At 64.6% G+C, this 23,656-nt stretch carries 26 protein-coding genes and 1 pseudogene; 15 read left to right on the forward strand and 12 right to left on the reverse strand.

Annotated features, from left to right (window positions below; all coding sequences use genetic code 11):
- Positions 1-102: 102 nt before the first annotated feature.
- Together H7225_RS08740 and H7225_RS08745 are read right to left on the reverse strand one after the other, a co-directional pair.
- The gene (locus tag H7225_RS08740; RefSeq protein ID WP_290660878.1) at positions 103-252 is read right to left on the reverse strand and encodes a hypothetical protein; all 150 of its coding nucleotides are present in this window, start codon (positions 250-252) and stop codon (positions 103-105) included.
- Complete coding sequence (locus H7225_RS08745; RefSeq protein ID WP_290660880.1) at positions 249-1,184, reverse strand: class I SAM-dependent methyltransferase; 936 nt, start codon at positions 1,182-1,184, stop codon at positions 249-251. The genes H7225_RS08740 and H7225_RS08745 overlap by 4 nt, the downstream gene beginning before the upstream one ends.
- A 48-nt stretch (positions 1,185-1,232) precedes the next feature.
- Here H7225_RS08745 and H7225_RS08750 point away from each other — a divergent pair, with 48 nt between their 5' ends.
- The gene (locus H7225_RS08750; RefSeq protein WP_290660882.1) at positions 1,233-1,583 is read left to right on the forward strand and encodes a nucleotide pyrophosphohydrolase; all 351 of its coding nucleotides are present in this window, start codon (positions 1,233-1,235) and stop codon (positions 1,581-1,583) included.
- 193 nt (positions 1,584-1,776) lie between these two features.
- Complete coding sequence (locus tag H7225_RS08755) at positions 1,777-2,289, forward strand: hypothetical protein (RefSeq protein ID WP_290660884.1); 513 nt, start codon at positions 1,777-1,779, stop codon at positions 2,287-2,289.
- A gap of 161 nt (positions 2,290-2,450) precedes the next feature.
- On the opposite strand, the gene H7225_RS08760 is transcribed toward H7225_RS08755, so the two are convergent.
- The 3 genes from H7225_RS08760 to H7225_RS08770 all read right to left on the reverse strand — a co-directional run bounded on the left by H7225_RS08760 (position 2,451) and on the right by H7225_RS08770 (position 3,862).
- On the reverse strand, positions 2,451-2,804 hold the full coding sequence (locus tag H7225_RS08760; RefSeq protein ID WP_290660886.1) for a four-helix bundle copper-binding protein: 354 nt from the start codon (positions 2,802-2,804) through the stop codon (positions 2,451-2,453).
- A gap of 43 nt (positions 2,805-2,847) precedes the next feature.
- Positions 2,848-3,021, reverse strand: coding sequence for a hypothetical protein (locus tag H7225_RS08765; RefSeq protein ID WP_290660888.1), 174 nt, complete (start codon positions 3,019-3,021; stop codon positions 2,848-2,850).
- A gap of 103 nt (positions 3,022-3,124) precedes the next feature.
- Complete coding sequence (locus H7225_RS08770) at positions 3,125-3,862, reverse strand: potassium channel family protein (RefSeq protein ID WP_290660890.1); 738 nt, start codon at positions 3,860-3,862, stop codon at positions 3,125-3,127.
- A gap of 191 nt (positions 3,863-4,053) precedes the next feature.
- Between H7225_RS08770 and H7225_RS08775 the strand changes: the two genes are divergently transcribed.
- Positions 4,054-5,631 carry a phosphatidylserine/phosphatidylglycerophosphate/cardiolipin synthase family protein gene (locus H7225_RS08775; protein WP_290660892.1) on the forward strand — a complete coding sequence of 526 codons (1,578 nt, stop codon included), beginning with the start codon at positions 4,054-4,056 and terminating at the stop codon, positions 5,629-5,631.
- Between the two features lie 2 nt (positions 5,632-5,633).
- Here H7225_RS08775 and H7225_RS08780 read toward each other — a convergent pair whose 3' ends face one another.
- Together H7225_RS08780 and H7225_RS08785 are read right to left on the reverse strand one after the other, a co-directional pair.
- On the reverse strand, positions 5,634-6,092 hold the full coding sequence (locus H7225_RS08780; protein WP_290660894.1) for a hypothetical protein: 459 nt from the start codon (positions 6,090-6,092) through the stop codon (positions 5,634-5,636).
- A 169-nt stretch (positions 6,093-6,261) separates the two neighbouring features.
- Positions 6,262-6,447 carry a hypothetical protein gene (locus H7225_RS08785; RefSeq protein WP_290660896.1) on the reverse strand — a complete coding sequence of 62 codons (186 nt, stop codon included), beginning with the start codon at positions 6,445-6,447 and terminating at the stop codon, positions 6,262-6,264.
- Between the two features lie 145 nt (positions 6,448-6,592).
- Between H7225_RS08785 and H7225_RS08790 the strand changes: the two genes are divergently transcribed.
- The 4 genes from H7225_RS08790 (at position 6,593) to H7225_RS08805 (ending at position 10,486) form a co-directional block, all read left to right on the forward strand.
- Positions 6,593-8,458 carry a DUF3857 and transglutaminase domain-containing protein gene (locus tag H7225_RS08790; RefSeq protein ID WP_290660898.1) on the forward strand — a complete coding sequence of 622 codons (1,866 nt, stop codon included), beginning with the start codon at positions 6,593-6,595 and terminating at the stop codon, positions 8,456-8,458.
- A gap of 65 nt (positions 8,459-8,523) precedes the next feature.
- Positions 8,524-8,811: a hypothetical protein gene (locus H7225_RS08795; protein ID WP_290660900.1), complete on the forward strand. Its 288-nt coding sequence runs from the start codon at positions 8,524-8,526 to the stop codon at positions 8,809-8,811.
- A 71-nt stretch (positions 8,812-8,882) separates the two neighbouring features.
- Complete coding sequence (locus H7225_RS08800) at positions 8,883-9,800, forward strand: MBL fold metallo-hydrolase (RefSeq protein WP_290660901.1); 918 nt, start codon at positions 8,883-8,885, stop codon at positions 9,798-9,800.
- A gap of 32 nt (positions 9,801-9,832) precedes the next feature.
- Complete coding sequence (locus H7225_RS08805; RefSeq protein ID WP_290660903.1) at positions 9,833-10,486, forward strand: TetR-like C-terminal domain-containing protein; 654 nt, start codon at positions 9,833-9,835, stop codon at positions 10,484-10,486.
- A 413-nt stretch (positions 10,487-10,899) separates the two neighbouring features.
- Here the strand turns inward: H7225_RS08805 and H7225_RS08810 are convergent, their stop codons facing one another.
- Positions 10,900-11,805 carry a LysR family transcriptional regulator gene (locus H7225_RS08810; RefSeq protein ID WP_290660905.1) on the reverse strand — a complete coding sequence of 302 codons (906 nt, stop codon included), beginning with the start codon at positions 11,803-11,805 and terminating at the stop codon, positions 10,900-10,902.
- Between the two features lie 70 nt (positions 11,806-11,875).
- On the opposite strand from H7225_RS08810, the gene H7225_RS08815 reads away from it, so the two are divergent.
- From H7225_RS08815 to H7225_RS08830, 4 genes are all read left to right on the forward strand, one after another.
- Positions 11,876-12,493, forward strand: coding sequence for an HD domain-containing protein (locus H7225_RS08815; protein WP_290660907.1), 618 nt, complete (start codon positions 11,876-11,878; stop codon positions 12,491-12,493).
- A 2-nt stretch (positions 12,494-12,495) separates the two neighbouring features.
- The gene (locus tag H7225_RS08820; protein ID WP_290660909.1) at positions 12,496-12,993 is read left to right on the forward strand and encodes an SET domain-containing protein-lysine N-methyltransferase; all 498 of its coding nucleotides are present in this window, start codon (positions 12,496-12,498) and stop codon (positions 12,991-12,993) included.
- A gap of 147 nt (positions 12,994-13,140) precedes the next feature.
- Entirely contained in the window at positions 13,141-15,018 is a 1,878-nt protein-coding gene (locus tag H7225_RS08825; protein WP_290660911.1) for an ATP-binding protein, read from the forward strand.
- Between the two features lie 47 nt (positions 15,019-15,065).
- A complete protein-coding gene (locus H7225_RS08830; protein WP_290660913.1) occupies positions 15,066-16,100 on the forward strand; it encodes a putative solute-binding protein in 1,035 nt (344 codons plus the stop codon).
- An 87-nt stretch (positions 16,101-16,187) separates the two neighbouring features.
- Here H7225_RS08830 and H7225_RS08835 read toward each other — a convergent pair whose 3' ends face one another.
- The gene (locus H7225_RS08835) at positions 16,188-16,682 is read right to left on the reverse strand and encodes a hypothetical protein (RefSeq protein WP_290660915.1); all 495 of its coding nucleotides are present in this window, start codon (positions 16,680-16,682) and stop codon (positions 16,188-16,190) included.
- Positions 16,683-17,358: 676 nt separating this feature from the next.
- On the opposite strand from H7225_RS08835, the gene priA reads away from it, so the two are divergent.
- Entirely contained in the window at positions 17,359-19,443 is a 2,085-nt protein-coding gene (gene priA, locus H7225_RS08840; protein ID WP_290660945.1) for a primosomal protein N', read from the forward strand.
- Positions 19,444-19,450: 7 nt separating this feature from the next.
- Here priA and H7225_RS08845 read toward each other — a convergent pair whose 3' ends face one another.
- Both H7225_RS08845 and H7225_RS08850 read right to left on the reverse strand, forming a co-directional pair.
- Entirely contained in the window at positions 19,451-20,278 is an 828-nt protein-coding gene (locus tag H7225_RS08845) for an HDOD domain-containing protein (RefSeq protein WP_290660917.1), read from the reverse strand.
- A gap of 86 nt (positions 20,279-20,364) precedes the next feature.
- The gene (locus tag H7225_RS08850) at positions 20,365-20,625 is read right to left on the reverse strand and encodes a hypothetical protein (RefSeq protein ID WP_290660919.1); all 261 of its coding nucleotides are present in this window, start codon (positions 20,623-20,625) and stop codon (positions 20,365-20,367) included.
- On the opposite strand from H7225_RS08850, the gene H7225_RS08855 reads away from it, so the two are divergent.
- The 3 genes and pseudogenes from H7225_RS08855 to H7225_RS08865 form a co-directional block, all read left to right on the forward strand.
- Entirely contained in the window at positions 20,624-21,235 is a 612-nt protein-coding gene (locus tag H7225_RS08855; RefSeq protein WP_290660921.1) for a hypothetical protein, read from the forward strand. The two genes, H7225_RS08850 and H7225_RS08855, sit on opposite strands and share 2 nt — an antisense overlap.
- Before the next feature lie 75 nt (positions 21,236-21,310).
- Entirely contained in the window at positions 21,311-22,255 is a 945-nt protein-coding gene (locus H7225_RS08860) for an alpha/beta hydrolase (RefSeq protein WP_290660923.1), read from the forward strand.
- Between the two features lie 101 nt (positions 22,256-22,356).
- A pseudogene (locus H7225_RS08865) lies at positions 22,357-22,446 on the forward strand (cyanate hydratase); the annotation flags it as partial.
- A gap of 23 nt (positions 22,447-22,469) precedes the next feature.
- Here H7225_RS08865 and H7225_RS08870 read toward each other — a convergent pair.
- A complete protein-coding gene (locus H7225_RS08870) occupies positions 22,470-23,555 on the reverse strand; it encodes an MltA domain-containing protein (protein WP_290660925.1) in 1,086 nt (361 codons plus the stop codon).
- Positions 23,556-23,656: the final 101 nt, after the last annotated feature.

The raw sequence follows: 23,656 nt of genomic DNA on the forward strand, positions 1-23,656 counted from the left end.
CCGGTGGTCTGGACACACCCGTGATTGGACTCGTCAGGACACAGTCCTCCTCAATCCAGACAAATCCAACATTGGAGAACCACTCAAAAAAGCAGCTTGAGCTTAAAGTTTTTTGCGACAAATGGTTTGACAACCGCCGCCCAGGTTGAGGCGGATCACGCGGTGGCCAGCGGCTTCGAGCGCGGCGGCGCGCTTGCCAAACTCCATGGCCAGGAAGGGCGTGATGGCTTGGGCGCGTTGGGAGATCTTCACAAAGGGGGCGCCTTGTACACCAGCACCTTCAAGGCCCGATCCCTGGACACATCGGCATACACCGCCGGGTTGGCCACGCGCTCCACGAAGCTCAAGTCGGGTGCCAGCTCTTTCATCTGATCTTGCAAGAAAGCCACGCTGTGCCTGGGTGAGTTCAAGCACAGCAGCGCATGCCCATCCGGGGCCAGCAGATCAGGCAGGCGGCGCATGAGCTTGGCGTAATCCTTCTCGGCCACGAAGCTGCCCTTCTGATAACTGGGCGGGTCCAGGATGATCAGGTCGTAAGGGCCGCGTCGGGTGATCGTGCCCCATGAGCTGAAGATGTCGTGCGGCAGAAAGCTGGCACCGCTGGTCAGGCCATTGAGTTGGTGGTTTTGTTTGCCGATGGACAGCGCCGCGCCACTCATGTCCATGTTGATGACCTGCCTGGCGCCCGCTTGCAAGGCCACCACCGAGAAGGAGCAGGTGTAGGCAAACAGGTTGAGCACCTTCCTCAAGCCCGGGCGGGCCGCCACGTGCTCGCGCACCCAACGGCGGCCCTCGGCCATGTCCAAAAAGAAGCCATGGTTCAGGCCCCGCAGCAGGTGCACCCGGTAACGGGCCCCTTGTGCATCCACCACGTGGGGATCGGGCACCTCGCCGGCCAGCAGGCGCGTGTCGGCGCGTGCGTCGTCGCGGGTTTGAAGCGCCAGGTTGAACGCTTGGCCAGGCGCGATCTGAGCCCAGCGCTGCGCCAGGGCCGATTGGATGGGCGCCAGTTCTTCATCGCTCACCGCTTGGAAGCTGGTCAACAGCCAGACGGGTGTGAAGTAGTCCAGCGCCCACTGCTCGCAACCCGCGAACAAGCCGCCCCGGCCATGGAAGACGCGTTGGGCCTCGGTGGGCAACTCGGTGGTGGCGATGGCATCGAGCAAGGCTTGAAAAGGTGTCACGGATCGGCTGCAGAATGAGGTTGATCAGCATTCTGCCTGTGTGAACACATGAACGACCCCATCCAACAATTGGCCCAAGACCTGGACGAGTTCGCCCAAGCCCGTGATTGGCAGCAGTTTCACTCGCCGAAAAATTTGGCCTCGGCGCTCACGGTGGAGGCCAGCGAATTGCTGGAACATTTCCAGTGGCTGACCGAGGAGCAAAGCCGCCATCTGGATGCCGACAAACGCCAGGCCGTGGCTTTCGAGATGGCCGATGTGCTGCTCTATCTGGTGCAGTTGTCATCGGCCTTGAACATCGACCTGATGGATGCGGCCCGCCGCAAGATGGTGATCAATGCCCAGCGGTATCCCGCAGAACAGTCTCGCGGCAACAGCAAAAAGCACAGCGAGTTTTGAGGCGGGGTCCAACAGCATATCGCCGGATCAAGGCCTGGTGCCGCCTCGTTGCATGAAAACCCCTAATCGGTTTATTCGTGCCAATTTGGTCCACCAAAGTCGGCCCGATTTCTGCATGATGGTTACCAGTGGTCTTTGCAATGCCGCAGAGGTCACCTTCCTGACACAGATCGATCTCACGGAGGATGGCGCCATGAACTGGTTTGACAATGTATCGTCAGACAGCGATCAACGAATTGCCCCAGCTTGTCTGTACCAGGGGCACTGGCAACACCGCTTGCACGCCCATGGCGACCTGCTGATGTGCCGCGTGGTGATTGACGTGATCGAGCCCCGGGTGGTGGCCGCTCAGGTGGTTGAGCAGGGCCTGATCGAAGACTTGGATGCCAGCCAGCTTGAAGCGCTGAACCAGGCGATGTTGGCCCAAGAAGTGCATCACCAGCCCACGGCTTGGGGCCTCACCGTTTGCGCCATGTTGCCGCTCTGGGCCAAGCCCACTTTCAGCGACAGCCAGATCGAAGAGATGGAGCGCATCCAAGGCTACCTGATCGACGCCTCGGACGACTCGGTGGACACCGTGCTGCAGTTGCGTGACCATTTTCTGCAGGGCATTTGCATGACCTGCGAAGACGTGCACCGGGCGGTGCGGCAGCCCGATGAATACGGCACGGGCATGCGCAAGGGCGGGCGAGGACTGGCCAGCTGAGTGAGTCAAGGCGGGTTGAGGAATGGCCTGAAGCAGACTGGCCGCGTTGGCGGTGTGGACGCCGAGTGGCGGCACTGACGCCGGCGGTGTTCGCGATGTTCATCGACAGTCCTGGGAACGGTGATCTCTGCTTATCGGCCTGCAGCATCGCTGCACTTTAATCACGAGGCGTGTCTTTCTGAGGCGTGTTTGGCGCAGGCCACGGCGCACGCTTCGCAAGCGGCTTGGCACTGCTTGCAGTGAACGTGGTCATGGCGGGCGCATTCATCGGCGCACGCCCGACAAATGTGCGCACACAGGGCGCAAAAATCACCGTGGTGGTTGGAGCGACGCGCCATGGCCTTCAGCGTGGTGGCGCAAATGTCCGCGCAGTCCAGGCACAGCAAGGCGCACTTGACCATGGCCGGATCAGCCTCGCGGATGTCGGCCGCGGCGCATTGTTGGCTGAAATGCAATGCCTCCTCGCAGGCTTCGATGCATTCGTCAAAGTCTTGTGGGGTGTCTTGATGGGCCATGGTGTTCTCCTTGATTATGGCGCGGGGTCACGCCGAAGATCGCTCAATGCGAGGAGTCTCGCGCGCGTGTCTTGGACACGCCGGTGACGATGCCCAGGCCCAGCAGGATCAGGCAGGCGATGCCGATGTAAAGGTGAGGCACGCCAGCCACCACCAGGCCCCAGGCGATGCCGCCAGTGATCAGCAAAAAGCCGACGAGGTAAAGTGCGAAGGACATGAGTGGTACTCCTTTTGAAAAGCTACTGTAGCGATGGACGAGTGCACTCGCCCGTCAGCAGGCGCCAGCATTTCACGTAGGGCACCGCCTACAGGCGGGCTGTTCACCCACCCGCCTTGGGGTTCAGGTCATGCCGAAGGGCGGCGAGTTCATCACGGAGGCCTTTGATCTGAAGGTGCAGGTCGCGCAGGATCTCGTCTTCCATGCGCTTTTCTTCAGATTGAACCCACATGGCGGCGATGGCCGCCGTGACCAGTGACAAGGCGGCAAAGCCCATCAGCACCACGAACACCGCGAAGATCTTGGCGGCGGGTGTGGTTGGCACGATGTCACCATAACCCACCGTGGCCGCGGTGGTGAAGGCCAGCCACAGGCCATCTCCAAAGGTGTGTGCTTGCGGCTCCAGCCACCAAAAGCCCAGGCCGCACAAACCCAGGATGCCCACCGCCAAAGTCAGCAGGTGGGCCAGCCCGCCCCGCCAGAACCGGGGCCACAACGATTGGCCACACCGCAGGATGATCAGGAGTGCCGTGGCCAGGCGCACACCGAGCACGTCCAGATGTTCGCCCAAGGGCAGGATGGCCGACAGCAGCAAGGCACCCGCCAGAACGCCCGACAGCTGATGAGAGGCGTAGCGCCGGTTCCATGGCCTGCGCTGTTTCGCGAGGTGCACTTCATGGAAGATCACCAGGGTGCAGGCGGCACCGCCCACCAGGTACAAGGTCGCGCAGGCCAGGCGGTGCGTGGACAAGGCGGCCATGTAGAAAGCGGGGATGGTTGCCAACAGGGCCAGCAACTCGCCACGCCGCCATGGGCTGAGTGAGGTGGGGTAAGGGGCCATGGCCCCAGCCTAATCAGGCCGGGGCTGACGGTGCTTGATGTGCATCAAGCTTGGCGGCATTAAGGCCCCACACCGCGTCCAACAAGGCCTCGCGCGACCAGATGGGGACGCGCCAGCGATGCGCCATGGCTGGCGCGCATGTTTCAGGCCGTTCTGCTAGGCTGGCCGTTCAACAAGCCCTTAGATGACCCATGACCTCATTCATGCTGATTGACGTCAGCGCGGTGGCTCGCAGCCTGTCCCGGTGGGCAAGGCGCATGCTGTGCTCGCTGAGCATGGCCACCTTGACCACAGCCTGCGCCAGTTTGCCCGCGCCGGTGCCCCGCGCCGACGCGCATGCACTGGCCGACCACCAGGCGAGCGACCTCGGCCGCTTGACCATCAAGAGCGCCCCGGGCCCCGACGTGTCGGGCCTGCGCCTGCTGTCGTCGGGCGAGGACGCCATGGGCGCGCTGGCCGCCTTGGCCGACAACGCCCGCCATACGCTGGACCTGCAGTACTACCTCATCCACAGCGATGGCTCCTCGCGCAGCCTGATGCAGCGGGTGCGCGCGGCCGCCGATCGGGGTGTGCACGTGCGCCTGCTGCTGGACGACCTGAACACGGCAGGGCAGGACCGGGGGCTGCTGCGCCTGACGGCCCACCCCAACATCGAGGTTCGCCTGTACAACCCTTTCCCGGCGGGCCGCCTGGGCACGATCAGCCGCGTGCTGGCGTCCATCACGGACATGAGCCGCATCAACCACCGCATGCACAACAAAATGTTCGTGGCCGACAACGCGCTGGCCATCACGGGGGGGCGCAACCTGGGCGATGCTTACTTCGTGCAAAGCCAGGACAGCAACTTCCTGGACATCGACATCATCGTGGCGGGGCCGGCGGTGCGGGCGCTGTCGGCCACGTTCGATCGGTTCTGGAACGACCCGATGGCCTACCCGGTGGCCGCGGTGGTGGGCAAGTCCACCTTGCTGGCGCCAGAGCCTGAGGCCGACGGTGCCAGCAAGCCAGCCGTCGTCCCGGTGGCGATCCCGGGCACAGACTTTGCCCGCGATTTGAAACAGGGCCGATTGAAACTGGTGTGGGCGCGGGCCACGGTGCTGGCCGACAAGCCCTCTAAAATGCAGAGCCAAGGCCAGCCCACCCAGGCCGAAGCCATTGCCGACGATGTGGACCGCATCATCCGATCGGCCCACCAGGAACTGATCGTGATTTCGCCTTATTTTGTGCCAGGAGTTCGGGGGCTTGCGCTGTTCAAGGGCTTGCGGGATCGGGGCGTCAAGGTTCGCGTGCTGACCAATTCACTGGCCACGACCGACGCGCCAGCGGTGCACATCGGCTATGCCCGTTATCGCACACAGTTGTTGGCCATGGGCGTGGAGCTGCACGAGTTGCGGCCCTTGCTGAATGCCAAGCAGGCCAAGCTGGGCTCGTTTGGTTCGTCCCACGCGTCGCTGCACGCCAAGGTGGTAGTCGTGGACCGGCAGAGCGCGCTGGTCGGCTCCATGAACCTGGACCCGCGCTCGGCCAAACTCAACTCCGAGATGGGCGTGCTGATGCACAGCCCTGAGATCGCACAACAACTGGCGCTGCTGTTTGAAGAGGTGAGCGAGGCCAGCTACTACCTGTCCCTGAGCGAAGGGCAGCGGGTGCAATGGCACACCACGCCGCCCGATCCGGCCTTGCTGGGTCAGAACGAACCGGAGGCCAGTGCGTGGCTTAAGTTCGCCATCAAGCTGCTCTCGCCCTTTGCCCCTGAAGAGATGCTCTGAACTCAGTCACGGCCATGTTTGCCGTGACCTTTGCCTTTGCCTTTGCCTTTGTCTTTGCCATGACCATGGTCATCGTCGTCGCGGTCATCATGGTTGTCCCAACCAGGGCGGCCATTGCCGGTGTGTTCTTGCTGCCAGCGGTTGCGCACCCATTGCTCTTGCACAAAGTAAACCGGTTGGCCGCAAGCTTGGTAGCGGCCGCAGTAATGGCGCCAGTCGTGCTGATGCGCTGGCGGCACGTACAGGTAGATGGGGCGGCGCTCGTAGACCACGGCGGGCGGCGCGATGATCACTGGCTGCGGGTACACCAGTTGAGGTTGGCCGTAGCCGTCGTTGCCAATGTCAATCCGGCCATACACGCCGGGTTGGTTGATGCCGATGGACACACCTACGTTGGTGGTGCCGGCCATCACGGGGGCCACGGCACAAGCGGCCAAGGCCACAGCAATCATTTTTTTCATGGGGTCTCCTACTCTTACAGTCAGTCATGGGGTCGCCCATATCTTCACCGATTTTGGCGAAACAGCGTGTGCTCGGGTCTTTGTCGCTTGGGCATGGCGCGCTGCTGGTAACAAGCGCACACAAAAAAGCCGGGCATGGTCCCCGGCTTTTCAGTTCATGCTGCGTCGATTACTTTGAGGCTGCGGCCGAAGCGGCATGTGCGGGCACTTCGTGCTTGTGCGCTTTGCCATCGTGCTTCTTGTGGGCCGCGCCGCTGGCGGCAGCGGCGGAGGCCGAAGCCATGGTGGCCGGTTGGGCGAAAGAGCTGGCGGCGAAAACGGCCAGCATGGCGGCGAGGGCGAAGGTCTTGGTCATGATCGAGTCCTGGGTTGTGGTTGAGGATGTGGATTCAACGCGCCCTGGCGGCCCCGCGTTGACGTGAAGAAAGGTAAACACCGCATTCAGGCTTCGAGCCATTCGGTTAGATTGCGGGCTTGCACGGGCTCCAACGGAAAACACTTTGAACTCCAATCATTTGCAAGCCATCGCTTTGGTGGGCGCGCTGACCTTGTCTGGCGGAGCCTGGGCTGCCGAGGCCGCACAATCGCCATCCCTGGCCTCGCGCGTGACGCACTATGCCGTCAGCTACACCGTCAAGCCAGATGGCGCCAACCTGGAAGAGCGCGCCTGGTCCATGGCCGTGTTGAAGCCCGAGATGGTGGCCGGTGCCAGCCGGACTTCGGTGTTGTACGACCGCCAGTGGCAGAAGGTGACCGTGACCGAGGCCTACACGCGCAAGGCCGATGGCCGCCGCCTGAAGGTGCCCAAGGCGGGCTTCAAGGACGCGCCCGATGCCACTGCGTCGGGCCAGCAGGACCTGAGCATCGAGTTTCCCAGCGTGGCCGTGGGCGACACCGTGGTGCTGGCTTACCGCGTCACCACCAAGCCGCTGTTCCCCCGGCAGTTCTCCATCAACGAAAGCTTTCCCAAGACCGATGCCTACGACGATGTGAGGATCAAGGTCGATGTGCCGGCCGGCATGTGGACGCAAGACCAGGCGCGTGGTTTCCGCGAAATCAAGCGCGTCGAAAAAGCGGGCCGCAAAGTCGTTGAATGGGCCTGGGACAACCTGCAACCCCTCAAGAGCGCGCCGCCCAAACTGTCGGGCCACGAATCGGAAGAAGAAGCGGGCGTGCTGTTCTCCACGTTCCGCAGCCAGGGCGAGCTGGCCAAAGCCTATGGCGTGCCCGCCCAGGCCAAGGCCGTGGTGACGCCCAAGGTCAAGCAACTGGCCGACCAGATCACGCAAGATGACCAGGCCCAAGCCCCGCGCGAAGTGGCCAAGGCCTTGTACAACTGGGTGACGCTGAACATTACCACCACCGTGCCGTGCCTGCGCCTGGGGTCCACGGTGCCCCGCGATGTGGACGCGATTCTGGACAAGCGCGCCGGCGACTGCAAGGACCACGCGACCTTGCTGCAAGCCTTGTTGAAGGCCAAGGGCATGGCGAGCACCCAGGCCCTGATCAACGCGGGCACGGCCTACGGCTTGCCCAAGGTGCCGGTGTTGTCCATGGTCAACCAGGTCATCAACCACATCCCCAGCCTGAACCTGTACCTGGACACCACGGCGGACAGCGTGCCCTTTGGCATGCTGCCCTTCGCCGATGAAGGCAAGCCCGTGCTGCTGGTCGATGGCCACCAGGATGGCCTGAAGACGCCCGTGTCCCCGGTGGGCTTCAACCAGCAACTCATGAAGACCGAAGTGATCGTGCAGGCCGATGGCTCGGCCTCGGGCACGGTCGACGTCGCGCTGCGAGGCCTGTTCGCGGTCAACGCCCGCATGCGTTTGCGACAGTTGACACAGGTGCAGTCGGCCGACATGGTCAAGACCTTCTTCGAATCCGGGGGCCAAAAGGGCAGTGGCAGCATGGTCAAAGACAACGCCCGAGCCTTGCGCGACACCTATGGCTACCGCACCCAGTTCAAGGTTGACCAATGGGTGAAACTGCCCGGGCCCGGCAGCTTCGCGATCACGCCCATGTTCTACAGCGAAAGCCCCGTGGCCGACTACGTGGCGGCTTCGTCCCAAGAGGTGAACGACGCGGTGGAAACCGCCTGCTCCAGCGGCCATTCGATCGAGGAATACCGCTACCAGTTGCCGGCCAACATGACCATCGACCAGGTGCCCCCGGACGTCAAGCTGGACAGCGACAAGCTGTCGTACCGCGCCACTTACCAGCTCAAGGACCAGGTGCTGACCGTCAAACGGGTGTTTGACGACCGCACGGCGGGCAACGTCTGCACGCCGGCCCAGGCCCGGGCTTACAAGGACTTTGCGGCCCAAGCCGTGCCAGATTCCACGGTGCAGGTGGTTTTCAAGTAAAGCGGGCTCAACCTGAAGAGGCTCTGAGCCGTTATCCGAGGTGAAACCACTCACGGAGAAGGCTCATGGGCCAAAAGACCACTGCTCAAACCCTGCGCGCCCAATTGATGGCGCCCGAACCTGTGCAGCGCGTGAACGCCCTGCACGCCCTGGAGTTGGAGTTGGTTGAGGCGTCCCCGCACGCGGTGGCCGAAGAGCTCGAAGCCTTTGCGGCGCGTGGCATCCCCTACTACGCGCCTGACGGGCCCGCCTACCGCGAATGGGTGGGCAAGGCCGTGGCGTACTGGGAGCAGCTGCACGCGCCCAAGTCGGTGCCGCGCATGACCAGCGCCCGGGCCCGCCGCGCCGCCTGAATCGGCTTGGCCACGGTAGGCGCCGCCCTGCCGTAAGATCGTGCTCGCTGCACATGGCAGAGCTGGGGTGAATGGACATGCAATTGCCGGATGGCATCCAGGTGTTGGAACGCGGTTGGCTGTCGTCCAACCACATCGTTTTTCACGACCCCGAGCTGCCCACGGTGGTGGACACCGGCTATGGCAGTGAGCGCGCCCAGACCCTGGCGCTGATCCAGGCCGCCCTGCAGGGCCAGCCGCTGCAGCGCATCATCAACACCCACCTGCACTCCGACCACGCAGGGGGCAATGCCGTGTTGAAAGCGCATTACCCCGCCTGCCAGATCATCATCCCGCCCGGCCTGCAAGACGCCGTGACCGTGTGGGACGAAGCCCGCTTGAGCTACACCGCCACCGGCCAGCATTGCGAACGCTTCCTCCATGACGCGGTGCTCACCGTGCCCGGCACCCTCAGGCTGGGCGCGCACGACTGGCAGGTGCTGCCCGCCGCCGGGCACGATCACGACATGGTGATGCTGTGGTGCGAGGCCTTGGGCATCCTGATCTCGGCCGATGCCTTGTGGGAAAAAGGCTTTGGCATCATCTTCTCGGAACTGGTGGGCGAGCCCGGCTTTGGCCGCCAGCAAGCCACGCTGGCGCTGATTGCGCAACTGTCGCCCAAGCTGGTCATCCCTGGCCACGGCGCGCCTTTCACCGAAGTCGATGCCGCTCTGCAAACGGCCAACTCGCGCATCCAGTGGCTGATGGACGACCCCAAGCGCAACGCCGACAACGCCATCAAGGCCTTGCTGGCCTTCAAGCTGATGGCCCACCAGCGCCTGAGCCTGGCCGACATCACGCAGCTGATCCAGCAAAGCCAGATTTTCAACACGGTGATGAAAGCGCATTACCCCGATGACCCGGCCCGGCTGGGCGAGGTGTTTGCCCAACAACTGGTGAAGGTGGGTGCTGCGCTGCGCGATGGCGATGATCTGGTGCTAAAAAGCTGAACGATTCAACACCAAAAACGGAGACCGCATTCGTGACCCAGAGCGTCAAGGAGCTGCGCAAGCAACGTGAGGCGGAGCTGCGCCGCAAAAGCATCATCAAGGTCGTGCGCAAGCTGATCAAAAAAGGCGGCCTGGGCGAGATCTCATTGCGCAAGGTGGCCGAATTGGCGGGTTATTCCACGACCGTGGTTTATTCCTTGTTCGAGGACAAGGCCATGCTGATCTCGCAGGCCATGGGCGAAGACTTGCTGGAGTTGACCAACGCCATGCGCCGTGCCAGCGAGGCGCACAGCAACCCGCTGGACCGCTTGCGCGCCATGGGCCGGGCCTATGTGGACTTTGGCCTGAAGCACCCGGACGAGTACGCGTTTGTGTTCATGCAAAAGCGCCCGCACGCGCCCAACGAGGTGGCGCGTGTTCAGCATGGTGATCCGGCCGAAGACCCGTATGCCTTTTCGCGCACTTTGTTCGCGCAATGGGCGGCCACGGGCGAGGTGTCGAGCGTTGTCACCGACGTTGACCTGATGACCCAGATCTACTGGGAGGGGATCCATGGGTTCACGGCGCGCCAGCTGGTGATGGGGCCGGATGATCCCTGGTTCCCTGAGGTGCCCAATGACCAGCACCTGAGCGCCCTCATTGAGGTGCTGTTGACGGGGCTGGTGCGGCACTTTGCGGTTCGCTAGGGCTTGCGGTGGGCGGGTTGCTTTGTCTTTGCAGCGCGGGGCGGGGATGAGTCGGAGGCGGGCGGGGCTCCTATGGTGGCGGTCCACCGCGTAGCGGCGGACTGCGCTCGGTGCTCGGCCACGTCGGGCGGCTGCGGAACTCGCGCTTCGCGCTCAAACAGTCCTCGCCGACCCCTCGCGAAGCGAGGGGCAACCCGCCGCGGCCTGCGCGCCTCGCCGCCCCCTTGAAGTCGCCCCGCCCGCCTCCGCCTCATCCCTGATCGCCCCGCTGGTGGCGTCGCACGATTGCTGCCGTGGCATGCCACCAGCGGGGCGAAAAAGAGCCGGAGACCGCCCCAGCCCGCGCCCCGCGCTGCCCGAACAAGCAACCCACCATGGCACCGCAGCCGCACGCGCAGCCGCAGCCCACAACATCAAGCGCCAAACACCGCGCTGGCATCCAGCAAGATCTCCCGGGCGCGCTGAGCGATCGGTGACAGGTAACCCCTCGGCCGCAAGATGCCGATGCGCCGGTGCACACCAGGCAAATCGAGCGGCACCACCACCACGTTGTCGGGCAGTGCCGACGGCGAGCCAAAGCGGCCGTTGAACAAGCTGACCATCTGCGTGCGCGACACCACCGTGTACAGCGCCTCCAGCGAATTCACCTCCACCGGGATGCTCAGTCGAGGCAGGCCATGCCGGGCCGCCGCCTGCTCCAGGCTGCGCCGCGCCACCTCCTGCTTGCCCGGGCCCACCCATTGGCAGCCGATCAGGTCATCCATGCACAGCCGCTCGCGCCGGGCCAGCGGGTGGCTGTTGTTCATGATGGCGCTGAAGGGATCGTCGTACAGCTCATCCACCTCCACGCCCGCTGGCAGGTCGTCCGGCAAGGGGCACACCGCCAGGCCCAGCTCCTTGCGGTCGATGGCGCCCAGCAGCACGTGGTTGAAGGCGGTGGTCACCTTCACGTGCGCGGCGGGCCGCTCGGTGGTCAGCGTGGGGAACAGCGCGCTCAGCACAAAGTGCGACACCGCCGGGGTGATGCCCAGGCGCAGCAAGCCGGCGTGGCCGCCGCCCAGGTCGCGCGCCTCCATCACGGCATCGTCCATGGCGTTGGACAGGGTGCGCACACGGCCATAGAAGGCGCGGCCCGCCTCGGTCAACTCGGAGCCGCGTGGCGTGCGGTTGAACAACACCACGCCCAGGTGCTTTTCCAGGCGCTTGATGGATTTGCTCAGCGCCGGCTGGGTCAAACCCAGGCTTTGCGCGGCCCGCACCAAGCTGCCTTCGGTGGCGGCAGCGATGAAATAGTGGATGTCCGGATCCAGGGTGGCCATGACCAATGGTAATGGACAAAGGCCATCGCGGTTATTTGCTTTCATGGCCCAAGCCGCCCAAACTGCCAGGATGAGCAGTCATCACCCGCCGCAGAACCACGCCACCTTCACCCACATGCGCGATGGCACCTCCGACGACTGGGCCGTCATCGCCCGCGAATTCGCCCCCTACGCCCAGCAATTGCCCGACCGCGTGCTGGACCACCTGATCCTGCTGAATGGCGATTGCGGCGGCTTCCCCATCGACCGCCTGAGCCACTGCCTGCAAACCGCCACCCTGGCCCACCAGGACGGCCGTGACGAGGAGTACGTGGTCTGCGCCCTGCTGCACGATATTGGCGACACCCTGGGCAGCTACAACCACGCCGACATCGCAGCGGCCATCCTCAAGCCCTTCGTGAGCGAAGAAAACCACTGGATGGTGGCCCACCACGGCATCTTCCAGGGTTATTACTTCTTCCACCACCTGGGCATGGACCGCGACCTGCGCGACAGCTTCCAGCAGCAGACGGCGCTGTACCAGCACACCGCCGAGTTCTGCGAGCGCTACGACGCGGCCGCGTTCGACCCCCAGCGCGAGACCTTGCCGCTGGCGTTTTTCGAGCCCATGCTGCGCCGCGTGCTGGCCGTGCCCAAGCAAAGCCTGTACGCCAAAATCGTGGCCAGGCAGGCGGTGCCAGAATCCTGACCATGCCCACCCTTCGACCTTTGCCCGCTGAGCCCGATCCCAACGCCGACCAGGCATCTCCTGCCGCCAAAGGCCAGGCCGCCGATCCCCAGAAATTCGCGGTCGAAGTCAAACCCAGCGCCATCGACGGACAGGGCGTGTTTGCCCTGCAGGCCGTGGCCGCCCGACGCAAGATTGGCGAGATCCGGGGCGAATCCGTCAGCACGGCCGAAGCCTTCAAGCGCGCCAAGGCGGCTGACAAAAGCACCGGCCGCGTCTTCATGATCGCGGTGTCGAACGCGCGCTCGGTGGACGCCACCGCGTCGGCTGACCCGCTGCGCTTTGCCAACCACTCTTGCGTGCCAAACATGGTGTTCAAGGTGCAGCAAGGCCGCGTGGCGTTCTACGCTCTGCGCGACATTGCCGTGGGTGAAGAGCTCACCGTGGCCTACGGCCCCACCCACCATGCCGGGCGACTGGCCTGCCGCTGCGGCGCGCCGGGTTGCGCGGGCAGTCTGTAGAAAACCCTGACACGCCGGCCCTGGCCTCCCCCTGAAGCGAGGGGGCTTGAAAGGCACAACGGCGCCTTGTCCGCCCCCGATCGGGCCACAAGGCGCCCCGCGCGCCAGCGACTTCACGAATACTGTATTCGTCAGGAGTCCTCCCCCATGAATGCCTCAGTGAATGGCCGCTTTTGGCGGGCCGGCAAGCCGGTCCCCTTGGGCGATGTGCAGTTCAAAGTGCTTCAAGCGCGCATCCGCATGCTGTTTGGGCACATGCCCGCCGCCTGTCTCGTCGCCACCAGCTTTTCCTGCCTGCTCGCCTGGCTGCTCTTGCCCACCATGGGCGGGCAGCGTGTGTGGGCCTGGCTGGCCTTGAAAGGCCTGGTCGCCGTCCTGCTGTTTTGCCAAGCGCGCCTGTTCAGCCACAGCGCCGACCCGGTGCACCCCAAGTGGTACCGGGGCTTTTTGATCCTTTTGGCGATCGACGGCCTGGTGTGGGGCTCGGTGGGCTGGTGGATGACCCCGCTGGCGCGCCTGGACCTGATGGCCGTGACCCTGTCGTGTTTGCTGGGCGTGGCCTCCATGGGCACGTTCATGCTCAACCCCGATGCCGGTTCGGCGCGCGCCTTCATCATCCCGATGCTGGTGCCCAACGCGGTGTTCTACCTGACGCGTCAGGATTCCTTTGGCCTGTTTGGCGGGGCCTCGGTGCTGGCCTTCGTGGGCTTATTGGTCCTGGAGACCCGCTGGGGACAGAACCGCATTGAGGAGTTGCTCTTCCTGCGCTACACCACCGAGGAGGTGGCGCAAGAGCGCGCCAAGGCCCTGGCCCTGGCGCAGCACCACAGCGAAGCCAAGAGCCGTTTCCTGGCCACCATGAGCCACGAGATGCGCACGCCCCTGCACGGCATGCTGGGACTGACCCGCATGTTGCGAGATGAGGAGCTGCGCCCGCAGGCCCAGCAGCGCCTGGACCTGGTGGAGCGCTCTGGCGAGCACCTGCTGTCGGTCATCAACGATGTGCTGGACACCTCCAAGATCGAAGCCGGCCACGTGCACGTTGAGCGGCGGCCCTTCGACCTGAGCGCGGTCGTCCACGACGTGGTGGCCATCTCCACCGTCAACGCGCAGGCCAAGGGCTTGCAACTGCTGCTGGAATCCACCCTGCCGGCCAGCCACGAGGTGACGGGCGACGCGGCCCGGGTGCGCCAGGTGCTGCACAACCTGCTGGGCAACGCCGTCAAGTTCACTGACCAGGGGCGCATCACGGTGCGGGTGTCCCGCGTGGCGGGGCATGACACGGTGACCCTGGCCGTCGAGGACTCGGGCATTGGCATCCCCAGTGACGAGCTGCCCTTCATCTTCGAGGCCTTCCACCAGGTCGAAAGCTCGATGGAGCGCCGGCATGGCGGGGCCGGCCTGGGCCTGACCATCTCCCAAAAACTGTGCCGCGCCATGGGCGGCGACCTGCGTTGCACCAGCTCGCCCGGACGCGGCTCGGTCTTCGTGGCGAGCTTTGGCCTGCCGGTGGTGGCGCGTGCCCACCAGGTCACAGCGGTGGCCCGAGGCGAGGGCGATGCGGCCCCGCCTCTGCCCCCCGCGGATGGCCGCCGTGGCCTGGTCCTGCTGGTCGAAGACAACCCCATCAACGCGCTGGTGGCCGATGCCACCCTGCAGCAGCTCGGCCTGTCGGTGGTGCTGGCCGAAGACGGGCACAAGGCCCTGCTCTGGTTGCAGGACCACCAGCCCGACCTGGTGTTGATGGACTGCCAGATGCCCGGCATGGATGGCTTTGAAACCACGCAGCACATCCGGGCCCTGGAACGCCAGCAGGCGCGTGCGCGTGTACCCATCGTGGCTTTGACGGCCAATGTGCTGCCCGAAGAACGCCAGCGCTGCCTGGATGCCGGCATGGACGACCACCTGCCCAAGCCTTTTCACCGCCATGACCTGGCCCACTTGCTGACCCAACACCTGCCCCGCGCAGATCGGTTGTCAGCAATGGTTACGGACGATCGGGCCGCCATGCAGCGCATGGCATGATCGCCGCCGACTCCATCAAGGGGGCCAGCTAACGGCCCGACCTACTCATGAAAAAAACTCTTCTCGCACTGGCCATGGTCAGTGCCGTGGTTGCCCAACCGGCCTTGGCCGCCAAGCAAAAGGTCTGCATTTTTGACATCCTGGGCACCGGCGGGGACGGCTTCAATGCCGCCAAGGACTACGCCGTCGAGATGCAGAAAACCGGCGTGGACATGGAGCTCAAGGCCTATGTCGATGAGCGCGTGGCGGTGGAAGATTTTCGCACCGGCCAATGCGATGCCGTGATGGCCACCGCCTTGCGCACGCGCGCCTTCAACGCCCTGTCGGCCGCCATTGACTCGGCTGGCGTGTCCACCATCGTGCGCAATGGCAAGGTCGACCTGGCCGCCAGCTACGAAGTGGTCCACAAAGCCATCCAGACCTTCTCTTCGCCCAAGGCCGCCTCGCTGATGGTGAACGGCCTGTACGAAGTGGGCGGCATCATCCCCCTGGGCGCCGCCTACGCCTTCGTGAACGACCGCCAGATCAGCACACTGGAAGCAGCCTCCGGCAAGCGCATTGCCGCCTTCGACCACGACAAGGCCCAGGCCCAGTTGATCCAGCGCGTGGGCGCCCGCCCCGTGGCCGCCGACGTGACCAACTTTGGCGCCATGTTCAACAACGGCAGCGTCGACGTACTCATCGCCCCGGCCCTGGCCTTCAAGCCGCTGGAGCTGGCCAAAGGCGTGGGCACCAAGGGCGCCGTCTCGCGCTACCCCATGACCATCCTGACCTACCAGATGATCATCAAGCGCGACCGCTTCCCCGAAGGCTTTGGCCAGAAGTCGCGCGAAGTGTGGTTGAGCCGTTTTAACTACGCCCTGGAGATCGTCAAGCGCTCCGACGCGTCGATCCCTGTCAAGCTGTGGATGGACCCCACCCCCGCCGACACCGACCGCTACACCGTGCTGATGCGCGATGGCCGCATCGACATGGCCGAGCGGGGCTTCTACGACAAGAAGGGCCTGAAGATCATCAAGCGCATCCGCTGTGATGTGAACCCCTCGGCGCCCGATTGCTCCGAGGCCAGCGAGAACTGGTGATCCCTTCAAGGCCCATGAATGAAAAAAGCCCGCTAACTTCGCGGGCTTTTTTGTGGGCCGGCAAAAGGCCGGCGAGCGATCGGTTGATCAGCTCAGAGTTTTCAGCTCGGTGTCGACCTTGGCCAGCAAGTCGTCGGTGATCAGGCCACCGGAGAACTTGGCAACCATGGACAGCGCAAAGCCCTTGCCCATCGCGATTTGCGGGTGGGTGGAAATGCCGGGCAGGTGCTTTTCCAAGATGGCCTTGGTGGTTTCGTTGTCCAGCAGATCGCCGAGTTTGGATTCGATCGAGAAGCTCATTGCAGTGTCTCTCAACAAAGATAGAAGGTGGAAAGGTGAGGTTGCGAGCATACCTGCTTCAAACGCCTGTTGACCGATTTCCGGGTTTTCCTTGTGCGGTGCTGCATAGCACAAAAACCGATGCCTGCCAGCGCTGGTTATCGGAAGGTTTTGTGATAAGCGCGGGTCACTTATCCCCAAAGTGAATGCACCGTAAAAGCGCCTGTTGCATTTTGCAATAAACGCCCCGCATACGCCGCGTACATGTGCTAACCCATTGATTTTATTGATTTCTTTTGTCATGCCTCAAGTTTGAGCAGAACAGGGGAAACCCTCTGCTGACATATAGTTAGCGCGGGTGTGCAGAGGTTTCCCACAAAGTTATCCACAGCTTTGGTGGACAAAGTCCAGCCCATGTGAATCAAAGACTTAGCGGCGTCTTTTGCAGATCAACTTTGAAAGATGGCAGCAAGCACCAGAAATCCGGCATCGGCCTCGGCCAAGCGGCCGATTTTTGGGGACTGGGATCATGGAACAATGCGCTCAATGCCACCCTTCAGATTCCAAAAGGATGACAACGTTTGTAGGGTTTTGAGCAACTAGGTTAAACCCTTGGTTTGCCGGTTCAGGAAATCAGTTATCCCCATTCCTGCCAAACCTGGTGCACAAGCGTGGGGCGTGGCGCCTGTCTGTGAACCCTGTCGGTGCCAGTTCGCTAAGTGCTTGATTCATATAGAAAGACACAGGTTGCCTCATCTTGTGGCAATTTAAGCCAAACGACCGTGCGACAAGCCTTTAGCGCTCATCTGCGTGGGTTTTCCACAAAGTTATCCACAGACCCCGTGGATAAGGGTTGAAGCCCCTGAAATCAAGCACTTGCGTGCATCCTTTCACACCTTGTCAGAAGTTCGGAGACACGATTGCCCTGGCCCGCCGCCCCTCGCTGCCCACTTTGGAGTCCACTTTGACGGCCGACTTGGTGCGCCAGCGGGTGCGCGTGGTCGTGGAGGCGCCTCAGCACAGCGGGCTGTGGGGCGCGCTGGACTACCTCAGCGAGGTGGCCCTGCTGCCCGGTGAGCTGGTGCGCGTGCCTTTGGGTCGCCGTGTGGTGACCGGGGTGGTGTGGGATCACGCGCCCGAAGGCGACGTTTCAACCTATGCCGAGGCCGATTTGAAAGAGGTGGCCGAAGTGCTGTCCGGCCTGCCGCCCTTGCCGCGCGCCTGGCGCCAACTGGTGGCTTTTGCCGCGGCGTATTACCAGCGCAGCCTGGGCGAGATGGCCCTGATGGTGCTGCCACCTGAATTGCGCCAGCTGGATGCCTTGCAATGGCAACGTCGCCGCAAGCGCCTGGACAAAGCCTTGCTGGAACCCCTGCCACCGGCCACCTTCCCTGAGCTGCCTGAACTGACCGAGCAGCAGGCTCAGGCCCTGGACGCGCTGGCCCAGCCTGGTGAGCAGCCTTACCTGCTGTGGGGCAGCACCGGCAGTGGCAAAACCGAGGTCTACCTGCGCCAGACCCAACGCGCGCTCGACGCCGGCCAGCAGGTGCTGATCATGGTCCCCGAGATCAACCTGACGCCGCAGCTGGAGGCCAGAGTGGCCGAGCGCTTCGCGGGGCGGCGCATCGTCTCCCTGCACAGTGCCCTGACACCGGCCCAGCGCCTGCGCCACTGGCTGATGGCCCACCTGGGCCAGGCCGACGTGGTCCTGGGCACGCGCCTGTCGGTGTTCACGCCCTTGCCGCGCCTCGGCCTGATCGTGGTCGACGAAGAGCACGATCCCAGCTACAAGCAACAGGATGGCGCCCGCTACTCCGCGCGCGATTTGGCCGTGTACCGGGCCCGGCTTGAAAAGATCCCGGTGATCCTGGGCTCGGCCACGCCCAGCCTGGAGAGCTGGTTCAACGCCCTGCCCACCAGCGAAGGCGGCGCGGGCCGCTACCAGCGCCTGGCCATGCCTGCCCGCGTGGGCGATGGCGTGATGCCGCGGGTGCGCGTGCTGGACTTGTCCAAAGTGCTCAAGCCCACCATGGGCCAGGAGCCCCCGCCGGTGGCGCAAGAGCTGTTGCACGCGATTGAGGAGCGCACCGCGCGGGGCGAGCAAAGCCTGGTGCTGTTGAACCGCCGGGGCTACGCGCCCGTGCTGCATTGCAGTGACTGCGGCTGGAAAAGCGGCTGCCCGCACTGCAGCGCCTGGCGCGTCTTCCACAAGCAGGACCGCACCCTGCGCTGCCACCACTGCGGCTTCACCGAACGCGTGCCGCGCGCCTGCCCGGACTGCGGCAACACCGACATCCAACCCGTGGGCCGGGGCACCGAGCGCCTGGAAGAGCAACTCGCCGCCGCCATGCCCACCGCGCGCATCGGCCGCATCGACGCCGACGTGACCCGCTTGAAGGGCGCGCTGGAGGCGCAACTGGCCAGCGTGCACGCCGGCGAGATCGACGTGTTGGTGGGCACACAGATGGTGGCCAAGGGGCACGATTTCCGCCGCATCACCCTGGTGGCGGCGGTCAACCCCGACGCGGCCTTGTTCGCCAGCGATTTCCGCGCGGCCGAGCGCCAGTTCTCATTGCTCTTGCAAGCCGCAGGCCGTGCCGGGCGCGATGCCGAGGCGGCCGGCCGCAGTGAAATGTGGGTGCAGACCTGGCACCCCACGCACCCGCTGTACCAATCATTGCGGGACTACGACTACCCCACCTTCGCGGCCAGGCAACTGGAAGAGCGCCAGATGGCGGGCCTGCCGCCCTATGCCAGCCTGGCCATGCTGCGCGCCGAGGGCAAGACGCAAGATGCCGCCCAAGCCTTTTTGCGCGAGGCTGCCGAAGCGGCCAAGCCCTCGGCCGACGCCTTGGGCTGCCTCACCCTGTACCCGGCGGTGCCCACGCCCGTGCAGCGCGTGGCCAACATCGAGCGGGCGCAGATGATGATCGAGTCGCCCCATCGCGCCGCTTTGCAGCGCTTCCTGACCGACAGCCAGCCGCTGTGGCTGAGCGTGGCGCAAAAAAACCGCCGCAACGGACTGGTCCGTTGGGCGGTTGATGTCGATCCCTTGTCGATTTAGGCGGGCGTCAGCCCAGCAAGGCTTCCATGCCTTCGCACAGTTCCGACAAGGGCGGCATGTCTGTCAACAGCGTCTCAGGCTTGAGGCCCAGCTTGAGGCAAACCTCGGTGGGCAGGGTGGCGGCCAACTCGTCGCCGTCCAGGCCATTGTGCTCGGCGCGGGCGCGCCAGGCGGACAGGTGCAGCACCCCCGCGACGGGGTCAAACGGGGTGTGGCTCAAGGGATCGGGGAAATTGGCGATGGCTTCGCTGAACGTTGGCGGGAACTTCCACTGCTTGGCCAGCTCGGCGCCGACGTTGGCAAAGCTGTAGCCAAACGAGGTGCTCTCCATGTCGATGCGGCGCGGGTCCAGCGGACTGGCCAGCTTGTCCAGGTGCAACATCTGTTCGGGCATGCCGGCGTGCATCACCAACTGGCCAATGCCGTGCATCAATCCGACGGTGAAGGCCAGATCCACGTTCTGGTTGGCCGCCTTGGCCACCCAGCGCGCCACCGCGGCGGTGTGCATGCTGTAGCGCCAGAACTTGTTCAGATCCATGCCAGGCATGGTTTTGTAGCCGCCGGTCAGGCCGGAGCTGATCACCAGGGTGCGCACGGTGACGAAACCCAGCATGGCCACAGCGTCATGGACGGTGCCAATGCTGCGCGAGACATGGTAGTAGGCCGAGTTGCCCAAACGCAGCAAGCGGGCCGACAACACCGGGTCGGCCGCGATTTTGCGAACGATGACGTCGATGGAAATGTCGTCGTTGTTGAAACTGTCGATCAGTTCATGAACGATTTTGGGCACGGCCGGCAGGGCCTGAGGTTGTTTGAAAAGTGCTTCGAGCTGCATCGCCAGCCTCCATCTCGATTGAAACCATGTGGACCGCACTCGTTCAAACGTGGAGGGCGGTGCTCACTGCTTATCGACCTTTGGGGTCAAGACTTGAGCATCGTGCAATGTGGGCTTTTCAAGCCGTGGAAAAGCGCGGGTGCAACCCCGCACTTGCCTGCATTGGTGCGGAGCACCATGATGATCAAGAGAATTCTTATTTGGAGGCACGTGACCATGGTGGGTAAAACAAGGGCATCGGTGGTGGTGGTGATGGCGATTGGGGCGGTTTGGGCGGTTGGGTCGGCCTTCAGCGCGCAGGCGCAGTCGGCGCTGCCGCAGCGCAATTTGCTGGTGGAGTGGCGCATGGCTTCGTCCAGCGACCAGCAGCGCCAGGGCGCGGGCTTGCGCACCGGCGAAATCACCGTGGACAGCCGGGGGGGCGTGCAGGGCCGGGCCGGTGCGGTGATCACCTCGAGCACCCGGTCCAGCAGTCAAACCGGCCTGCAGCAATTGCAAGTGCTCAATGGCGGCAAGGCGCGCATTTACCTGGGCAGCACCCGGCCGGTGACGCAATGGCAGTTTGGCGTGGGTGGCCATGGGGGCACCAACCTGGTCAACCCAGAGGCGCGCAACGACGGTGGTGGCGCCATGCCTGCGGGCCCCGGCTGGCAGGCCTGGTCGTCAACCACCCTGGTGGACACCGGTCGAGGCATCACCGTGCGCCCGCGCTGGACGGGCGGCCCACTGGTCACCGTCGAACTGGAGGCGCGCGTGGCCCAGCAAGCAGCGTACGGCCCCGATGGGCAGACCGAATCCACCGAGGTGATGACCACCGTGCAGTTGCCCCTGGGCCGTTGGACGGCGGTGGCGCAGCGGGGCGGGCAGGTGCAGCAACGCCGGCGCGGCCTGCTGTCCACCGAAGACCTCAGCCGCGATGACCAAGACGTGTTTGAGATGCGCGTTTCCGCGCCCTGACCCGGCGACGACTTCTCCGCAACAATGCGGGGCAGGCCGCGCTGGCCTGCCCCGCCCAACACGAAAGGCACCCCCATGGCCAACGCCGCCAGTTTCCTGACCGAGATGACCCTCAAGATGCTTGACAAGGTCGAGCGCGCGGGCTTGTCGCCCTTGCACCAGCAACCCGTGGCGCAAGCTCGGTTGTCTTACCGGATGGGCGTGGGCGCCATGGAGGGCGAGCGGGTCGAGGTGGCCCGGGTTGACAACTTCAGCATCCCCGGCCCGGCAGGTAGCATTCCCGCGCGCTTGTGGGCCCCCAGCCATGACGCCGGCCTGCCCGTGCTGCTGTACCTGCACGGTGGCGGCTTCGTGGTGGGCGGCATCGACACCTGCGAAGCCATGTGCCGCCGCATTGCCCAGCAAAGTGGCGCGGCCGTGGTCGCCATCGACTACCGGCTGGCCCCTGAGCACCATTTCCCAGCGGGCCTGGACGATTCGTTCGCGGCCCTGCAATGGCTGGCGGCCGAAGGCGCCTCTCTGGGGCTTGACCCCAAGCGCATCGCGGTGGGTGGCGACAGCGCCGGCGGCACGCTCGGCGCCACCTTGGCTTTGATGGCCCGCGATGCCGGCCTGGCCCTGGCGCTGCAGCTGCTGTTCTACCCCTCGGTCGAACCCTCGGCCATGACCGCGTCCTACCAGGCCTACTCTAAAAACCTGATGCTGGACGAGCCCCTGATGCGCTGGTTCGAAACGCAAGCCCGAGGCCCGGGCTTCAAGTCTGACTGGCACCGCGAACCCATGCTGGCCGCCAGCCACCAGGGCGTGGCCCCGGCCTGGATCGGCCTGGCCGAATGCGACCCCCTGGCCGACGAAGGCCGAAAGTACGCCAAAGTCTTGCAAGAGGCGGGCGTGCCCGTGCAGCTGACGGTGTGGCCCGGCGTGGTCCACGACTTCATCAACATGGGGCGCTTCATCCCCGAGGCCTACCAGGCGCACGCGGCGGCGGCCCAGGCCCTGAAGGCCGCTTTCGGCCTGTGAATTCGCGCCATGAAGCGGTGGCATGGGCTTTGCACGCGCTGAGCCCTGCCCCCTTTCACCGCCAACCGCATCGCCGTGTGCTTTGAATACGAGTACCACTCAAGATGGACCTGCAGCGTGAAGCCAACCCGGCCGGTGACCGCGTCAACATCGTGATGTCGGGCAAGTTCCTGTCGTACAAGACGTACTGAACCGAGGAGCCTCAAGGCTCACATCAACGCGGCCACAGCACCCAGGCCGACAGGGGCTGCTTGGTGCGGCCAGCCTGTGCCAGGGCTTCGTCGCCCCAGCCCCAGAAGTAGTCGGCCCGCACGCCACCAATGATGGCCCCGCCGGTGTCCTGCGCCACGACCAGGCGTTGCAAGGACTGCGGCGTGGGCGGTGTCGGGCTCCAGGGCTGCGGCACCGTGGTGTCCAGCCACATGGGCGTGCCCAGCGGCACGGCTTCGCGGTCCACCGCCACCGAACGGCCCGGCAGCAATGGCACGCCTTGCGCGCCGACCGGCCCGATCTGCGGATCGATCAGCACTTCTTCCCTGAAAAAAACCATGCGCGGATTGGCGCGCAGCATTTCAGGCACGCGCTGCGGGTTCTGCGTCGCCCAGCTGCGGATCGCCGGCCAGGACGCCTGATCGAGCGAGAAGGCGCCTTGGTCCACCAACCAGCGCGCCACCGATTGGTAAGGCTGGTCATTGTGGCCGGCAAAGGCCAGTCGCACCGTGCGGGGCTGGCCCTGCGCTGTCAGCTCATCCTGCATGCGCACGCGGCCCGAGCCCTGCACCTGGATCAGCAAGGCGTCCAGTGGGTCGGCCAGGTAGACCACTTCGCGGCCCGCGACCGAGGCACGCGCCGCGGGCAAGGTGTCCAGCTCGGCGCGGGTGTAGTGCGGCTTGCGCACACCCAGGTCGGCTGGGGCCCGGTAGAGGGGGTATTGAAATCGTGCATCAGGCTTGCGGCGAGCGTCCAACAGGGGTTCGAAATAACCGGTCAACAAGCCCGTGGTCTGGCCATCCAGCGTGTTCAGGCGCCAGGGGCGCAAGTGCCCTTCCAGCCATTGCCGCACAAAATCATCGGTCACCTGGCGGCCCCATTCCACGCCCAGCTCACGCACTTCGGCGCACACGGTGGCCCACCCGGGCCCGGGCCGCTGGCAGCTTTGCCACAAGGCGGGCCAGGATTCGCTCACGCGGTCTTGTGACCAACCGGGCAGGTCGGTGTACTGAGCCTGGGTCCACAGGGATCGAGGCCGCACCAGGTCGCCGCGCCCATCGGGCTGAGGCAAGACCGTGCCAGGTGCCATGGCCGGCGCCCGCGAGACAATGGGCGCCGAGGAACGCAGTGAAGGGCCGCTGCCGCAAGCCGCCAGGCTGCCTACAATCAGGGCCGCCGTGGCCCGCTTAT

Origin of the sequence: Aquabacterium sp., assembly GCF_014378415.1 — a bacterium.
Lineage (GTDB): Bacteria > Pseudomonadota > Gammaproteobacteria > Burkholderiales > Burkholderiaceae_C > Aquabacterium.

Coding starts and splice junctions, on each gene's coding strand:
- H7225_RS08750 (WP_290660882.1), top strand. CDS start 1,233: ATGAACGACCCCATCCAACAATTGGCCCAAGACCTGGACGAGTTCGCC.
- H7225_RS08755 (WP_290660884.1), top strand. CDS start 1,777: ATGAACTGGTTTGACAATGTATCGTCAGACAGCGATCAACGAATTGCC.
- H7225_RS08760 (WP_290660886.1), bottom strand. CDS start 2,804: ATGGCCCATCAAGACACCCCACAAGACTTTGACGAATGCATCGAAGCC.
- H7225_RS08765 (WP_290660888.1), bottom strand. CDS start 3,021: ATGTCCTTCGCACTTTACCTCGTCGGCTTTTTGCTGATCACTGGCGGC.
- H7225_RS08770 (WP_290660890.1), bottom strand. CDS start 3,862: ATGGCCCCTTACCCCACCTCACTCAGCCCATGGCGGCGTGGCGAGTTG.
- H7225_RS08775 (WP_290660892.1), top strand. CDS start 4,054: ATGACCTCATTCATGCTGATTGACGTCAGCGCGGTGGCTCGCAGCCTG.
- H7225_RS08780 (WP_290660894.1), bottom strand. CDS start 6,092: ATGAAAAAAATGATTGCTGTGGCCTTGGCCGCTTGTGCCGTGGCCCCC.
- H7225_RS08785 (WP_290660896.1), bottom strand. CDS start 6,447: ATGACCAAGACCTTCGCCCTCGCCGCCATGCTGGCCGTTTTCGCCGCC.
- H7225_RS08795 (WP_290660900.1), top strand. CDS start 8,524: ATGGGCCAAAAGACCACTGCTCAAACCCTGCGCGCCCAATTGATGGCG.
- H7225_RS08800 (WP_290660901.1), top strand. CDS start 8,883: ATGGACATGCAATTGCCGGATGGCATCCAGGTGTTGGAACGCGGTTGG.
- H7225_RS08810 (WP_290660905.1), bottom strand. CDS start 11,805: ATGGCCACCCTGGATCCGGACATCCACTATTTCATCGCTGCCGCCACC.
- H7225_RS08815 (WP_290660907.1), top strand. CDS start 11,876: ATGAGCAGTCATCACCCGCCGCAGAACCACGCCACCTTCACCCACATG.
- H7225_RS08820 (WP_290660909.1), top strand. CDS start 12,496: ATGCCCACCCTTCGACCTTTGCCCGCTGAGCCCGATCCCAACGCCGAC.
- H7225_RS08825 (WP_290660911.1), top strand. CDS start 13,141: ATGAATGCCTCAGTGAATGGCCGCTTTTGGCGGGCCGGCAAGCCGGTC.
- H7225_RS08830 (WP_290660913.1), top strand. CDS start 15,066: ATGAAAAAAACTCTTCTCGCACTGGCCATGGTCAGTGCCGTGGTTGCC.
- H7225_RS08835 (WP_290660915.1), bottom strand. CDS start 16,682: ATGACAAAAGAAATCAATAAAATCAATGGGTTAGCACATGTACGCGGC.
- H7225_RS08845 (WP_290660917.1), bottom strand. CDS start 20,278: ATGCAGCTCGAAGCACTTTTCAAACAACCTCAGGCCCTGCCGGCCGTG.
- H7225_RS08855 (WP_290660921.1), top strand. CDS start 20,624: ATGGCTTCGTCCAGCGACCAGCAGCGCCAGGGCGCGGGCTTGCGCACC.
- H7225_RS08850 (WP_290660919.1), bottom strand. CDS start 20,625: ATGCGCCACTCCACCAGCAAATTGCGCTGCGGCAGCGCCGACTGCGCC.
- H7225_RS08860 (WP_290660923.1), top strand. CDS start 21,311: ATGGCCAACGCCGCCAGTTTCCTGACCGAGATGACCCTCAAGATGCTT.
- H7225_RS08870 (WP_290660925.1), bottom strand. CDS start 23,555: ATGGCACCTGGCACGGTCTTGCCTCAGCCCGATGGGCGCGGCGACCTG.